Annotated in this window: 13 protein-coding genes; 4 read left to right on the forward strand and 9 right to left on the reverse strand. The window is 61.6% G+C overall.

Annotated features, from left to right (window positions below):
• Positions 1 to 76 precede the first annotated feature (76 nt).
• The 4 genes from FGZ14_RS11795 to FGZ14_RS11810 form a co-directional block, all read right to left on the reverse strand.
• A complete protein-coding gene (locus tag FGZ14_RS11795) occupies positions 77 to 1,036 on the reverse strand; it encodes a TIGR03915 family putative DNA repair protein (RefSeq protein WP_139924457.1) in 960 nt (319 codons plus the stop codon).
• An 11-nt stretch (positions 1,037 to 1,047) separates the two neighbouring features.
• On the reverse strand, positions 1,048 to 1,932 hold the full coding sequence (locus FGZ14_RS11800; RefSeq protein WP_139924458.1) for an alpha/beta fold hydrolase: 885 nt from the start codon (positions 1,930 to 1,932) through the stop codon (positions 1,048 to 1,050).
• A gap of 76 nt (positions 1,933 to 2,008) precedes the next feature.
• Positions 2,009 to 2,194: a hypothetical protein gene (locus tag FGZ14_RS11805; protein ID WP_139924459.1), complete on the reverse strand. Its 186-nt coding sequence runs from the start codon at positions 2,192 to 2,194 to the stop codon at positions 2,009 to 2,011.
• A gap of 94 nt (positions 2,195 to 2,288) precedes the next feature.
• Entirely contained in the window at positions 2,289 to 3,557 is a 1,269-nt protein-coding gene (locus FGZ14_RS11810; RefSeq protein ID WP_139924460.1) for a putative DNA modification/repair radical SAM protein, read from the reverse strand.
• A gap of 213 nt (positions 3,558 to 3,770) precedes the next feature.
• On the opposite strand from FGZ14_RS11810, the gene FGZ14_RS11815 reads away from it, so the two are divergent.
• From FGZ14_RS11815 to FGZ14_RS11830, 4 genes are all read left to right on the forward strand, one after another.
• Positions 3,771 to 5,675: a hypothetical protein gene (locus FGZ14_RS11815; RefSeq protein WP_139924461.1), complete on the forward strand. Its 1,905-nt coding sequence runs from the start codon at positions 3,771 to 3,773 to the stop codon at positions 5,673 to 5,675.
• A gap of 209 nt (positions 5,676 to 5,884) precedes the next feature.
• Positions 5,885 to 6,721 (forward strand): S1 RNA-binding domain-containing protein, encoded by an 837-nt coding sequence (locus FGZ14_RS11820; RefSeq protein WP_139924462.1) that lies wholly within the window; start codon positions 5,885 to 5,887, stop codon positions 6,719 to 6,721.
• Positions 6,722 to 6,940: 219 nt separating this feature from the next.
• Entirely contained in the window at positions 6,941 to 7,612 is a 672-nt protein-coding gene (locus FGZ14_RS11825; RefSeq protein ID WP_139924463.1) for an oxidoreductase, read from the forward strand.
• A gap of 56 nt (positions 7,613 to 7,668) precedes the next feature.
• Positions 7,669 to 8,238 (forward strand): hypothetical protein, encoded by a 570-nt coding sequence (locus FGZ14_RS11830; RefSeq protein ID WP_139924464.1) that lies wholly within the window; start codon positions 7,669 to 7,671, stop codon positions 8,236 to 8,238.
• Between the two features lie 103 nt (positions 8,239 to 8,341).
• Here the strand turns inward: FGZ14_RS11830 and FGZ14_RS11835 are convergent, their stop codons facing one another.
• The 5 genes from FGZ14_RS11835 to FGZ14_RS11855 all read right to left on the reverse strand — a co-directional run bounded on the left by FGZ14_RS11835 (position 8,342) and on the right by FGZ14_RS11855 (position 14,215).
• Positions 8,342 to 8,620 (reverse strand): hypothetical protein, encoded by a 279-nt coding sequence (locus FGZ14_RS11835; RefSeq protein WP_139924465.1) that lies wholly within the window; start codon positions 8,618 to 8,620, stop codon positions 8,342 to 8,344.
• A 104-nt stretch (positions 8,621 to 8,724) separates the two neighbouring features.
• On the reverse strand, positions 8,725 to 9,708 hold the full coding sequence (locus tag FGZ14_RS11840) for a DUF4249 domain-containing protein (protein WP_139924466.1): 984 nt from the start codon (positions 9,706 to 9,708) through the stop codon (positions 8,725 to 8,727).
• 28 nt (positions 9,709 to 9,736) lie between these two features.
• Positions 9,737 to 12,133: a TonB-dependent receptor gene (locus FGZ14_RS11845; protein WP_139924467.1), complete on the reverse strand. Its 2,397-nt coding sequence runs from the start codon at positions 12,131 to 12,133 to the stop codon at positions 9,737 to 9,739.
• 253 nt (positions 12,134 to 12,386) lie between these two features.
• Positions 12,387 to 13,046 carry an OmpH family outer membrane protein gene (locus FGZ14_RS11850; RefSeq protein ID WP_139924468.1) on the reverse strand — a complete coding sequence of 220 codons (660 nt, stop codon included), beginning with the start codon at positions 13,044 to 13,046 and terminating at the stop codon, positions 12,387 to 12,389.
• Between the two features lie 80 nt (positions 13,047 to 13,126).
• Positions 13,127 to 14,215, reverse strand: coding sequence for a succinylglutamate desuccinylase/aspartoacylase family protein (locus FGZ14_RS11855; protein WP_257883215.1), 1,089 nt, complete (start codon positions 14,213 to 14,215; stop codon positions 13,127 to 13,129).
• Between the last annotated feature and the right edge of the window lie 30 nt (positions 14,216 to 14,245).

Here is a 14,245-nt window from a genome sequence, read left to right on the forward strand (position 1 = left end):
AAGGGAGGAGAAATTGGCTGGTCGGGCTGGATCAGGGCAAGATGCCGAAAACCCAGAACGGGCGCAAATTACCCTTTTACTCCGGCTGCACATCGGGGGCCGCCCCCAGCGCGGGGCCACCGGGCTGCACGGGCCGCTTGTTCTTGATGGGCTCGAAGCGCTGCTCCCGGGGCTGCTTTTCGCTGAGGTAGCGCCAGTAGCGCAGGGGCATGTGGCGGCGGTGCAGCTTCATGTTTTTGCGCTCCGGAATGTTTACGTGGTCGAAGTACGACTGCCAGAGCAGCTTGAACAGGGGCTCCCGCTCGTCGAGCACGGTAGCCGAAATATCGGTGGTGCGCTGGGGCGCAGTGGTTTCAAACTGCACCACATCAGTGCGGTGCAGATCGTAGTAGAGGCCGTAGCGGCGGCGCCGGTCAAAAATCAGCCAGCGCTGGTCGGCGTAGCGCTTCGTGAAGTGGGGCGCAATCAGGGGCAGCACGTCAAAGTCGGGGTCGATGGTGGCGTGAAACAGCCCGTCGGAGGTTTTTTCGAAGCGCACGAAGGCTTCCATGCGGTGCTTCTCGCGGTACATCTGCTGGGCGATATGGGCCACGCGGCGCACATTGTCGTCGGCATAGTTGTCCGATATGTCGCGGCCGGCGCGCATGGCCAGGTCGGCATAGCGGAAGATGAGCAGTTCCCGATCGGGCTGTTCGCTCAGGAAAGTGTGAAACAGGCGGGTGCGCGCCTCTTGGTCCATGTGGCGCAGCAGGCCTTCCCATACGCGGGCGGCGGTGGCCTCGTCGGTATCAATCTGCACGGGCCGGGCAAACAGGCCACCCTGCACGGCCCCGAGGGGCTGAATGCTATTGGGCGCGGCCTTGCGGTCATAAATGGCAAACAACACCGTCAGCAGCCCTTCAAAAGATCCATCATAGGCGTAATCCAGGGGCGAATTGGTTAACGCCACCACCGGGGGGCGGGGGGGTACGGCAGCGGGGGCCGGGCGCGCGGGGGTAGCTTTAGCGGAAGGACGCGGCGAGAGGGAACGGCTCATGAAAGAGGAAGTCAAGTAACAGAAGCAGGCGCGTCGGCCCGCAGAAAATCCAGCAGCAGGCGGTTTACTTCCGCGGGCTCCTCCTGGTGCAGCCAGTGGGTAGCCCGGTCGAAGTACGTAAGCTCACCTTGGTCGCACTGGCCCAGACTCAGCTCAGCCAGCACCGGCTCCAGAAACGCATCGAGGCGCCCCCATAAAATACGGACCGGAATCCGGATGCGGCCGGTAGGCCCTACCCCCCCAGCGGCACGCAAGGCCGCCCGGTACCAGTTGATCATGCCAGTGGGGGCGCCGGGGCGGGCCCAGGCTTCGGTGTACTGGCGCAGGTCGTCGGTGGTGAAAGTGCCGGGCCTACTGGTACCGCGTAAGGCCCCGCGCCCAAACCGAAACTGCCGGCGCCGGAACAGATGCTCAGGAAGCCAAGGCAACTGAAAAAAGAAGATATACCAGCTTTTCAGCAGCTGCCGCGGCGCCCGGCGCAGGGCCCGGCCCAGCACGGCAGGGTGCGGCACATTCAGGATGGCCACCCGGCTGAGCCGCTCCGGGTGGTGGGCCGCCAGCCACCACGTAACGGCCGCCCCCCAGTCGTGCCCAATTAGGGCCGCCTTTCCTACCCCCGCCGCGTCCAGCAACCCCAGCACATCGGCACCCAACTGCCCGATGCGGTAGTCGGCTATGCGGGGCGGCTTGTCGCTGAGGTTGTAGCCGCGCTGGTCGGGGACCCACACGCGGTAACCCGCCTCGGCCAAGGCCTGAATCTGGTAGCGCCAGCCGTACCAGAACTCCGGAAAGCCGTGCAGCAGTATTACCAGCGGCCCGTTGGCAGGCCCGCACTGCACCACATGCAGGCGGATGCCGTTGGTTTGAATCTGATGATGCTCAAGGTCGAAAGCCATAGGTTTCCTACCCCCGGCGGCCCGGCAAGGTTGCCTTAACCAAGATGCAGACTCTCTCGTCTCTACCCGCTTTTGCCTAGGCTGCTTCGGAGCGCCGTGCTTTGCGGGCGGCGTTGCCACGAGCGGCTTCGTGGTGCAGCTGCTGCACCATGGGTAGCAACTCCGAGAGCTTGCAGCAGCAAGCCATACGGGCTACTTTCACAGGCGTGCGGGTTTCCGCGGAAGCGGCCGACGCGTCGGCGGCGCGATGGGAGATAGTCATGGCGGTTGGGGGTTTAGTTGCCCATTGTGGGTTGAGAGTTGCCGGTTTTTATCACTGAAATCTGGCAACTCTCAACCCACAACGGGCAACTCATTTACGAGGCTTGGGCAAACAAATCGAGCTGCTGGGTAACCAGGGCCGAGCGAACCGAGCCGGCCCCGAACAGGATCTGACGGCGAATGGTCTGCTCGTCGTAGTCGCGCTTTTCCAGGGCCTGGCCGCGGCAGGTCAGGAAGAACTTGGCCCGCTTCAGCACCACCCCAAACTTGTGCAGGTGGTCGAGGGTGATGGGCGAAAACCGGCGGGCGGCCACAATGCGCTTGGCGGAGCGCGCTCCTACCCCCGGAATCCGCAGAATCATCTCGTAGTCGGCGGTATTCACGTCCACCGGGAATACGTGGCGGTTGCGCAGGGCCCAGGCCAGCTTGGGGTCAATTTCCAGGTCGAGGAAGGGGTGCGCAGGGTCGAGAATTTCATCGGCCTGGAAGCCGTAGAAGCGCATGAGCCAGTCGGTCTGGTATAGGCGGTGCTCCCGGATCAGGGGCGGCTGCGTAACCTGGGGCAGGCGGGCATCGTCGGTAACGGGGATGTAGCCCGAGTAATACACGCGCTTGAGGCCGTAGCCCTTATACAGCTGATCGGAAAGATTAATGATTTGTAGGTCGTTTTCCTGGGAGGCGCCCACAATCAATTGAGTGCTCTGGCCGGCCGTGGCAAACTGCGGCACCTTCTTGAACAGGGCCTTCTCGTCCTTGTTCTGCTGAATACCGTCTCGGATCTGGGCCATGGGCGTCAGAATCTCCTGGTAGTTCTTTTCCGGGGCCAGGTTCTGCAGCGCCATTTCCGAGGGCAGCTCAATGTTCACGCTCAGGCGGTCGGCGTACAGGCCCGCCTCCTGAATCAGCTCCTCCGAAGCCCCCGGAATGGCCTTTACGTGTATGTAGCCGTTGAAACGGTGCTCAGTACGCAGCTTTTTGATGATGCGTACCAGGCGCTCCATGGTATAATCGGGCGAGGAGAAAATGCCGGAACTCAGGAACAGCCCTTCGATGTAGTTACGACGGTAGAAGTTCATGGTCAGGTCCACGACTTCATCCACCGTAAAGGCGGCGCGCTTCACGTCGTTGGAGCGGCGCGAGACGCAGTAGGCACAGTCGAAGATGCAGTGGTTGGTGAGCAGAATCTTGAGCAGGCTCACGCAGCGGCCGTCTTCGGTGTAGCTGTGGCAGATGCCCATGCCCTCGGCATTGCCCAGGCCTTTGTCTTCGTTTTTGCGCTTACCACCGCTGCTCGAACACGATACGTCGTACTTCGCGGCGTCTGCCAATATGCTTAGCTTTTCCTGAATGCGCTGCTCGTTCATGGGGCCGGGTTATGGGCTTAAAAATAAAGAATTGCGCGCATGTGCGCATCATCTCTTAAGGCTAATTTCTTTAGAAATGTTCCGTAGCCGGCAACTTTCCCGCCGCCGGGCCGGGCCCGGAGCTCGGGGTAATTTTCGGCAGCATCAACCTCAACAAAACCCGGCACGAAACGCATTTGCGCTGTATCTTGCCCAGACTGGCTAACCTGAAATATGAAGTACCTAGTGCGGATGTGGGGAATTTTGCTGGGGCTGACCCTGGCCCTCCCGGCACGCGCGCAAACGCCGGCTCTGCCCCGCCCCGATACGACCAAGCTGCCCGGCGCCCGCCCCGATTCGCTGCGCCGACGCTTCGATCAGGAACGGATGCTCAATAGCCTGAAGGCCTACACCAAGCGTAAAACCATTGCGGGTAAGGCCGCCTCCGCCCTGTTCAACTTCACGGAGCGGCGCGAAGACCGGGCCGGCCTGGATGCTACCTTGCTGGACCGCCAATACGACCGCCATAACTACAAGACGGTGCGGCGCATCAACATCCGCACCCTGGATGCGTTTGGCTTCAGTATTTCCGACTCTACCCGCCGGCCGGGCAATATTCTGGAGAAAACCGGCAATGCCTTCCACATCAAAACCAGCAAGCTGCGGGTGCGGCAGGTGCTGCTGTTTCGGGAGGGTGAGGAGCTGGAGCCCCAGGACCTGGCCGAGTCGGAACGCCTGCTGCGCCAGACCTCAGAAATTCTGGATGCCCGCGTATTTGTAAACGAGGCCACCAGCACCGCCGACAGTGTGGACATTCAGGTGATTACCAAGGATGTGTTCAGCCTCAGCGGCTCGTTTCAGCTGCGCGACGTGGCGGCGGGGGTAGTGGGCGTGCGCGACGTGAACTTTCTGGGGCTGGGCCACCAGCTGCGCAACCGCTACGAGTACGGCCGGCGCGACATCGGCCCCGGCGCCCAGACCTGGCGCTACATCGGCAGCTACCAGATTCCGTTCCGCAACTTCGTGTATGGACAGGCCCGCCACCGCAACGAAACCCGTAACCGCGAAACGGGCATCACTTTCAGCCGCGACTTTTACTCCATCAATACGCGCTACGCCGGGGCCATCAGCTACGACTTCATCGACCGGCTGGTAGCCACTGATGGCAGCGGCACCGAGGAAGAGCCCTACATTTTCAGGCCCCTGCGCTACAACGTGCAGGACATGTGGCTGGGCCGCACCCTGCGCCTGAAAAGCTACGACCTGGGCTACGAGAGCCCCGGCCGGGTTATCGTGTCGGGGCGGGTCATCCGAACCAGCTTCTCCCAGAAGCCTACCCCCGACTATTTCAACGCCAACCTGGTGCTGGGCACGGTGGGCTACAGTGTGCGCCGCTACTACAAGGATAAATACCTGTTCGGGTTTGGACGCACCGAGGACATCCCGACGGGCACGCTGGCCAGCCTGACCACCGGCTACGAGTTTAACAACCAGGCCAACCGTCGCTACTATGGAGTGCGCCTGGCCTACGCGGGCTACCACCCCCAGCGCGGCTACCTCTACCTTAACGGCGAATTCGGCTCCTACCTGCGCGGGCGCGACAATGACTGGCAGCAGGGTCTGCTCAGCGGCGAGCTGCTGTACTTCACGCGCCTCTACCACACGGGCAACTACCAGTGGCGGCACTTTTTCTGGCAGCGCACCAGCCTGGGCCTCAACCGCCGGCCGGGTGAGCAGCCCCTCAGCATTGATGGGGAGCATGGCCTGCGAGGGTTCCAGCCCGAAGGACTCCTGCTGGGCACCAGCCGCGTGACGCTCAACTACGAGGCCACCCTGTTTACGCCGGTGTCGTTCCTGGGCTTCCGGATGGCGGGCGTGGCCTTTGCCGACATTGCCTGGCTTAATGCCCGCTCCCAGCGCCAGATACTGCCTTTTTTTGAGGCCCCCTACACGGGCTTCGGGCTGGGCCTGCGCTTCCGCAACGAGTACGCCGCCCTGCGCACCTTCCAGATTACCTTCGGCTTCTACCCCCGCGGCATGACCCAACCCAACGGCATCCGCATCTTCGAAAACGCCCGCCCTTACTACGACTTCAGCGACTTCAGCTTCGGGCAGCCCGGCGTGGTGCGGTATCAGTAAGGGAATTAAAATTTATGAAGTAAGAATTAAAAATTATGGATGGGGTTATCTGACCTTTGCTACCTGGCTTCGCTTCGGTATTTCCCGTAGCGGAACCGCAAGCCGGCTGCCCTCTGCGTAAGTGTAACGGTAGTCAATACGGCCTCTGCCTGGCTGCGTACACTGCTACGGGCCAGGTTTACTTTTTAATTCTCAATTTTTGATTACCCATGCAACTAGGTGACTTTAACGACCTGGAAGTAGCCCGCGAGGTTGATTTCGGCATGTACCTGACCTCCGACGACGGCGACCTGCTGCTACCCCGCAAGTACATTCCGGCCGGTACGCGCGTGGGCGACGTGGTGCGCGTGTTTGTGTACCGCGACTCCGAAGACCGCCTGATTGCCACCAACCTGGAGCCCTACGCGCGGGTCGGCCAGTTTGCGGCCCTCACCGTCCGCGACGTGACGCCCACCGGCGCCTTCCTCGACTGGGGCCTGGAAAAAGACCTGCTCCTGCCCTACCGCAACCTGCGCCGCACCCTGCGCCCTGGTGAGCGGGCTACTGTGTTCGTGTACCTCGATGATACCACCGACCGCATTGTGGCCTCGGCCAAGTGGGAGTGGTTTCTGAGCGAGGCCCCCTTCCCGGGCAAGGCCGGCGACGCGGCCGATTTGTTTGTGGCCGAAGAAACCGACCTGGGCTACAAAGTTATCGTGGATGGCACCCACCAGGGCCTGCTTTACCACAACGAGGTGTTCAAGCCCCTGCGCCTCGGCGACGTGCACACCGGCTACGTGCGCCAGGTGCGCCCCGATGGCAAGCTCGACCTCAGCCTGCAGCGCCCCGGCTACGACGAGGCCCTGGCCGCCGCCGATGCCCTGCTGGCCGCCCTGCGCCAAGCCCCAAACGGCACCCTACCCCTCGGCGACAAAAGTGAGCCCGACGACATTTACCGGCGCCTGGGCATGAGCAAGAAAGTGTTCAAAAAAGCCCTGGGTTCCCTTTACAAGCAAGGCCTGGTGCACCTGGAGCCCGAAAAAACGCAACTGGCTCCCGGTAAATAACCGGGCGCTGCCCGCCCTACCCCACCCCCGGCTTCAAACCCGCCCGCCGGATTGAAGCCGGGGGTGTTTTCTGTGGGGTACCCCGCCCCTGAAGCACCGCGTGCCGGGCAACGCCGGGGCAGACTTGTGCATCTGAGTGGAGGAAAGGCAGCGTTTCAGCGGCGGGGTACGTACCTGCCAGTACCGCCGCCTCCTTTTCGGCTTCTTTTTCTTCCGCTCATGCAAAAAACCGCCCTCCTTGTCGGCGCCACGGGCCTGGTCGGAGGTCAGCTGCTTCCCTTGCTGCTGGCTTCCGAGCGCTACAACCGGGTTATTGTGGTGGGGCGGCGCCCGGTGCCGCTGGTGCACCCCAAGCTGGAGCAGCGCATCCTTCACTTCGACGAGCTGGAAAGCCACCGCCTGCAGCTGATTGCCGACGACGTGTTCTGCTGCCTGGGCACCACGCTGCGCCAGGCCGGCTCCAAAGAGGCCTTTTACCGCGTCGATTATTTGTACGTTGTGACGCTGGCGGCGCTTGCGGCGGCCAACTTTGCCGCGCAGCTGCTGGTGGTATCCGCCATGGGGGCCAGCGCGAAGTCGCGGTTCTACTACAACCGGGTGAAGGGAGAGATGGAAGATGCCCTGGGGCCACTGCCCTTCCGGGCCATTCATTTTTTCCGGCCCTCTCTACTGCTGGGGTCCCGGCCCGAAAAGCGCCTCGGCGAACAGCTTGGGGCAGTGGTGCTCCGGGTACTACAACCGGCCCTGATAGGCCCTCTGCGGCATTACCGGGCCATTGAGGCCGCCGCCGTAGCCCGGGCCATGCTGCGCGCTGCAGAGCAGGAAACTAGTGGGAAGCACGTTCATCTTTCCGAAAGTATCCGGCAAAAAGGAGCCACCCGGCTGCATTAGTTCGGCGGGCGTGGTACTTTTGCGGGAAAGTTGACAGTTTACTACTTCTTTCCCGCATGAAGCGTTTGATTTTTGGCCTCGCAGCCCTGGGGCTGCTGGCAACCACCGGAGGGGCCCAGGCTCAGAGCAAAAAGAAAAGCGGCGGCAGTGGTGCCGGCTATGAAACCGCCATTGGCCTGCGCGGCGGTGGCTGGTCATCGGGCCTCACGTTTAAGCATTTCCTTAGCGGCAAAAACAACGTGGCCTTTGAGGGCCTGCTCACCCGCGAGTACCAGGCCCGTGGCGGCCGCCTCACGCTGCTGCTGGAAAAGCACCTGCCCGTGTCGGATTTCAAGGGCCTGCAGTTTTATTACGGAGCCGGGGGCCATATTGGCTCCTATGCTGGCCGCTACTACGTGCTGGACGGCCGCTACATTCGGGGCAAGAGAAACGACTTCTACTACACCTACTACCGCGACGACCGGAACTACATCGTGGGCGGAGCCGACCTGATTCTGGGTCTGGAGTATAAGATGGAAGACCTGCCCTTCACCATTGGCGTCGATTACAAGCCCTTCTTTGAGGTATTCGATGGCTACACCGGCTTCTACAACGACGCCGCACTGAGCCTGCGTTTCGCCTTCTAGGCCCTTTCCGCTCCTGAATGCCTGAGCGCCAGCCTATCATTCAGCACAAAGCCCCACCGATACCAATCGGTGGGACTTTGTCTTTAAAAAAAGCAGCCGTGAGCTACCGGATTCGTCCGTACGGCCGGGCCTGGTAGTGCGGACGCGGTGCAGGAACTACTACCTGGCGCCGGGGCTCTACCACTATTACCCGGGCCGGGCGCGGACGGTAGTAGGGCCGGTAAGGCCGGTGGTAGTACGGGCGGGCCGGGTACCGGTAGTAAGGCGTCGGGGTCGGTGCTACCACCACTCCGGGCTGGGCCGTAGCCACGCATCCGGTAAGGGAGGCAGCGGCCAGCAGCAAGGCAAAAAACAGGGCAGGAAACTTCAGAAGGCTTTTCATACGTCGGGCAGCTGCTGGTTAAGACGGCTTCTATCTTTTGACGTACCCGAAAGCCTCAGGTTTAATGCCTTGGCCTAAAAAAGCCGGTAGCGCCTACCCCCTGCTTACAGCTGAATCCGGTAGATTGTACCCGACATGCCCCCGAAAAAGCCGTACCCGTTCCGGATGTTGGAGTACAGGGGCGCGGGCTCGGCAAAGGGGTTGTCCTCGGTATCCTGGTAGCGCTGGCGCGACTGGTAGAACTTGTAGGCATCGGCCGTGAGGTTCAGCACCTGCAGCTCCAGGTAAGCCGGCACGGGCACGTTGCTTCCCCCGTAGCTGTTGGAGCTTACCACGTTGCTGCTGAGAGTAAACTGCCGGCCATTTACGTTGGTATCAGGGTAGGGCGCCAGGCTGCTGTAGTAGTCGTTGTAGAGCGAGGACAGGGCGAAGGTTTCGCCCACGTTGCCAAACTCCGTGTTGGTATCCTCGGTCATCAGGTCACCGTACAGGCGGCCCTGGGTGTCGTAGAGTTTACCTATCACCACGTAGTAGTCGGCGGTGGCGGCGGGGTCCGTGAGCACCAGGCTCAGGCGGCCCCGGGGCTGCCCGTAGTCGCCGGGCGGGCGCTGGGTGTAGGTGGCGCGCTCAATCTGGGGGCGGGCCGGCAGGGTTAGCTGGCTCTCTACGGTCTCAAAGCCGGGCAGCCGGCCGCGCAACGTGTAGGTCTGGCCGGGCTGGGCGGCGAAATTCATCGTCGGCTCGTAATAGCCCGGCTCGTAGCGGGGGCGGGGGTAGGTTTGCCACTGCTTGTTGGTGGCCTGTCGGAACCGCTCCACTACCGTGCCGTTGGCGTCCAGTATTTCCACCGTTGCGTCGGACCGGCCTTGCAGCTGGCGGGCATCAAACATGCGTTGGCTGTGGCTTACATAGAGCTGGTTAAAGGCCTGCATGGCCTCCGACTGCTGGGCCGGAGCAACATCGCTCAGCAGGTAGCGCAGGGCAATGCGGGGGGTGTGCTCAGGCTCGGGCAGGTTCACGTCGGTTTCGCAGCCCGCCAGCACCCCCGCCATCAGCAGGAGCACCGGGAATAACTTGTTTATCAACATCGGATCTGAATGATTGCCGGCCCCGCCGTTAAAACCGGAAGGCTTTGCTGAAAGAAGGGATAATAGGAAACAGCGAAATCTGCTTGTAGGTGGCTTTGCGCTCCACGTTGCCGTACTGGTCCAGGTAGCCGCGCTGGAAATAGAGATAATAGGGGTTGCGGCGGCTGTAGGCATTGTAAAGGGAAATGCTGTTCACCACTTCGCCCCACTTTTTCTTTTTGGTACGGCTCAGGTCGAGGTCCATGCGGTGGTAGGCCCGCATGCGGTAGCTGTTGCGCCCGCCGTAATCCTCGTACTCCTGGTAGTCGCCGAGCTGGAAGCGGCCCTGGCCCAGCGTCACGGCGTTGCCGGTGCCATACACCCACGTACCGGAAAGCGTGAGAGTGGGGCTGAAATGGTGGATGATTACCAGGGAAGCATCGTGGCGGCGGTCGTACTTGTAGGGGAAGATGCGGCCCTGGTTCAGGTCAGGGAAGCGGCGCTTGCTCCAGGCCAGGGTGTAGCCAATCCAGCCGGTCGTGCGCCCCGATTTCTTCTGCAGAAACAGCTCGCCCCCGTAGGCCCAGCCGTCGCCGCTGGTCACTTTCTCCTGCCAGTTGTTGTCGGTGGTACCCAGAAAGCTGGCGCCCTCGCGGTACTCAATCAGTTGGCGCATGGGCTTGTAGTAGCCCTCCAGGCTGAACTCATAGTCCTCGTCTTTGATGCGCACGGTGCGGGCCGCGCCCACGCTGAACTGCTGCGCTTTCTGGGGCTTTACCTTGGCCGTGGCGGGCACCCACAAATCGGTGGGCAGGCCAATACCGCTGTTGGTGAGCAGGTGAATGTACTGGGTGGTGCGGGCGTAGGCGGCCTTCAGGGCCCAGTCCTCGGTCAGAAGGAAGCGGGCGGCCAGGCGCGGCTCTACCGATGGGTATAGGGTTTTATCTACCAGAAAGCCGTTCAGGCGCAGGCCAGCGTTTACTTTCAGGCGCTCGGTCAGGCGGTAATCATCCTCCAGGTACAAGGAGGCCTCACTGGCCAGGGTGCGGCTGCCGGCCTTCAGGTCCGAGTCTACATCGGAGCCGTTGCCCTTTACCTGCAGGGCGCCCGGCCGGAACGAGTGCTGAATAAACTGCCCCCCGAAACGGATGTAGTGGTCGGCGGTAGGCGTGTAGTCCAGGTCTGATTTCAGGCTGAAGTCCCGGATGTTGGAGAGGTACTTCAGGGCAAACTTGTCGGTCTGGTTTCTGCCGTTGTTATCGGGGTAGCGGCTCTCGTTTTCCTCCGTTACGTTAAACTGGTACTTGCTGTAAGTGAGGTGGGTGTTCAGGAACAGCTGGTCGTTGAGGACGTGGTTCCAGCGCAGGGCCGCCGTGAGGTTGCCCCAGCCCAGCCCGGCCTTGTTGCGGTCGTAGTTGCTGCCGTCTTCCTCGCGGTAGCGGGCGTAAAACTTGTCGTAGCCGGTGTAGGCGCTCAGGTACAGCCGGTCGCGGCGGCTTACTTTCCAGTTCAGCTTGCCGTTAAGGTCATGAAAAAAGTAGCCAATGGAGCCTTTTTGCCCCTCGTTGGCCAGGGTGGCTTTAATCAGGGGCTGGGCCAGAATATCAATGTAGGTGCGCCGGGCCGAGAAGATAAACGAGGCCGTATCCTTCTTGATGGGGCCTTCCAGAGTGATTTTGGAGGCAATCAGCCCGATGGCGCCCTCGCCCTGGAACTTCTGCATGTTGCCCTCCTTCATCGAAATATCCAGCACCGAAGAAAGCCTACCCCCGTACCGGGCCGGAAAGCCGCCCTTGATCAGCTCCACATTATTGAGAGCATCGGCATTAAACACCGAGAAGAACCCGAACAGGTGAGAAGCATTGTACACGGGCGTGCCATCGAGCAGAATCAGGTTCTGGTCGGGGGAGCCGCCGCGCACGTACAGGCCGCTGGTGCCCTCGCCCCCGCTCTGCACGCCGGGCAGGAGCTGCAGCACCTTCAGCACGTCCCGCTCGCCGAGCAGGGCCGGTACGGCCTTAATCTGGTTGAGCGGGATGTTGACCGTGCTCATGCGGGTGCTCTGGGCAATTTTCTCCTCGCGGCTGCCTACCACCTCTACCCCGCCCAGGTCATTGGCGGCAGAGCGCAGGCGAAAATCGTGGGCGAGGCTGCGGCCCACGGGCGTTACCCAGCGGGCTTTTTCGTAGCCCAGGTAGCTGACCAGCAGCCGCACCGAGTCGGTAGGAGCCGGCAGGGTAAGCGAGTAGAACCCGTAGGTATTGGTGGCGGTGCCCTGGCCCGTGCCCGGACTGACTACGGCCACGCCGATGAGGTTTTCGCCGGTGGCGGCGTCGCGGACGTAGCCGCTGATGGTAACCCGGGCCGGGGTGGCCTGCTGGGCAATAGCGGGGGAGGTAGCCAGCACGGCAGCGCCCACCGAAAGTGAGCGGAATAGTCGGCTCATAAGAGGGAATAGAAGTTAGCTATATAGGCATATTTCAGCGTGAGCAGAAACGCGCTGACCAGCGCGTTGGTATCGGCAAGAGCTCGGGTTCGGAGAAAAGGTTGCCCCGGGCCGGCGAATTATTTAAGGCTAAGCTACAGACAAAAACGCCCGCTTTTCAGAGGAAGAAAAGCGGGCGTTCAGAAAAAACAGGCAGCTACCCCGGGCGCGGCGGCAAAGCCAGGGTTTTACTGACTCAGGTGGGCCGGGGCGCTTACTTTTTACCGGCCCGGTACTCGTCGTTGAGGTACTTGAGCACCGGGGTGGTAATGTCGAGGTCTTTGCGGCCGTAAGCCAGCGAGCCGCTCAGAATCAGGCGGTAGCCATGGGCCTTGCCGTACTTCTCAATTTGCTTGTTGGCCCTGTCCAGCACCTGCTGGGTCATTTTAGCTTCTTCCTCCTGAGCCTGGCGCTGGAGTTTTTCCTGCTCCTGAGCTACCTGCATCTGGCGGCCCTGCAATTGTTGCTCGGTGGCGGCACGCTGCTCCTGGGTCATGCTTTCGGCCTTTTGCTGGTACTGCTGCACGGCCGTCTGGAAGCCCTGCACCAGAGTTTTGTTTTGGGCTTCCCAGCGGCGGGCCTTGGTTTCAAAGTTCCGGCGGGCATCCTTCATGCCCTGGTAGCCATCCAGCAGCTTGCCCGACTCCACGTAGGCTATTTTGTTGGTATCGGCCACGGCGGCTACATCGGTGGGATCTTCTTCCACCGCATCAGGGGCATCGGCGCTGGCCGAATCAGTGGGGGCAGCCGTTGTGGTAGTGACAGCTGCTTTTTTGGTAGCCGCGGCCGGTTTGCTGGCGAAGTGCAGGTAGAACAGAACCGCTACGGCCACGGCCAGCACTGCGTTAATTGCTAATTGAAGCGAATTTTTCATTCAGGAAATAAGGAAGAAGATCAAAGGCCGTACGGCTCTTCAAAGTAACGCAAAATGTAGCAAGCCGATGAGCTTTGGGGCTATTCACCGTCCCGCATCAGCTCTTCGCCGGCTTCCTCGTCTTCCTCCGTTTCACTTTCCAGGGGCCGCATCGGCTTTTCCTCGAACGGGGCCGCCAGATCGGCGCGGGCGGGCGCGGCATCCGTGCGGCCTACGTGCACGAGGGCATCGCCCTGGTTTACGACGGGCATGTGGTTGAGCCCGATGATGTAGCCCGCCACCGGCGACTCCAGGCGCACAGAGTTTTCTCCGTAGGGGTCGGCTACGGCACCGAACACCTCGCCTTTCTGAATGTACTGCCCCAGGTGCACAAAACTGTGAAACAGGCCGGCGTACTTGGCCCGCAGCCAGGTAGAGCGCATGCATACCACCGAGGGGTAGGCAGGAGCCGGCACCTCTGGCATCATGCCTAGGTGATGCAGCACCCGGAAGGTGCCGGCAATGCCCAGGTCAATGCCTTGCTCATCGAGGCGCAACGACTCGCCGGTTTCGTACACGATAATGCGGCGGCCCTGCTGCATGGCCGTTTCGCGCAGAGAGCCGGGGCGCAGGCCTGCGTGCAGGGTGAACGGCGCCCCGAAGGCTTCGGCCAGGGCATCGGTTTCGGCATCTTGGTGGAGCAGGCACCGGATCTGGGGGATGTTGGCCCGGGCCGCGCCGCCCGTATGAAAATCAATGCCGTAGTCAATCAGGGGCATGATTTCGCGCATGAAGCGGTGCGCCACGCGGCTGGCCAGCGAGCCGCGCGGGTTGCCCGGAAACGAGCGGTTTACGTCTTTGCCGTCGGGTACCTCGCGCGAGAAGTTCAGGAACCCATAGATGTTGAGGATGGGAATGGCAATGATGGTACCCCGCAAGGGCTGCAGCATCTGGCGCCGCACCATGCGCCGGATGGTTTCAATGCCGTTTACCTCGTCGCCGTGCAGGCCCGCCATCAGCAGCACCGTGGGGCCCGGCTCCAGGGCGCGGTACACATGCACCGGAATATCAATGACGGTGCCGGAGGGCAGCCGCGAAATAACCAGCCGCGTCAGGACCTGCTCGCCGGGCTTGATAACCAGGCCATTCAGGCACAAATCGGGAGGGCTACAGACAGATTCAGTGGACAAAACAAGCAACGCTTTGGCGCGAGGCTACCT

The sequence above is a fragment of the Hymenobacter sp. DG01 genome (assembly GCF_006352025.1).
GTDB lineage: Bacteria > Bacteroidota > Bacteroidia > Cytophagales > Hymenobacteraceae > Hymenobacter.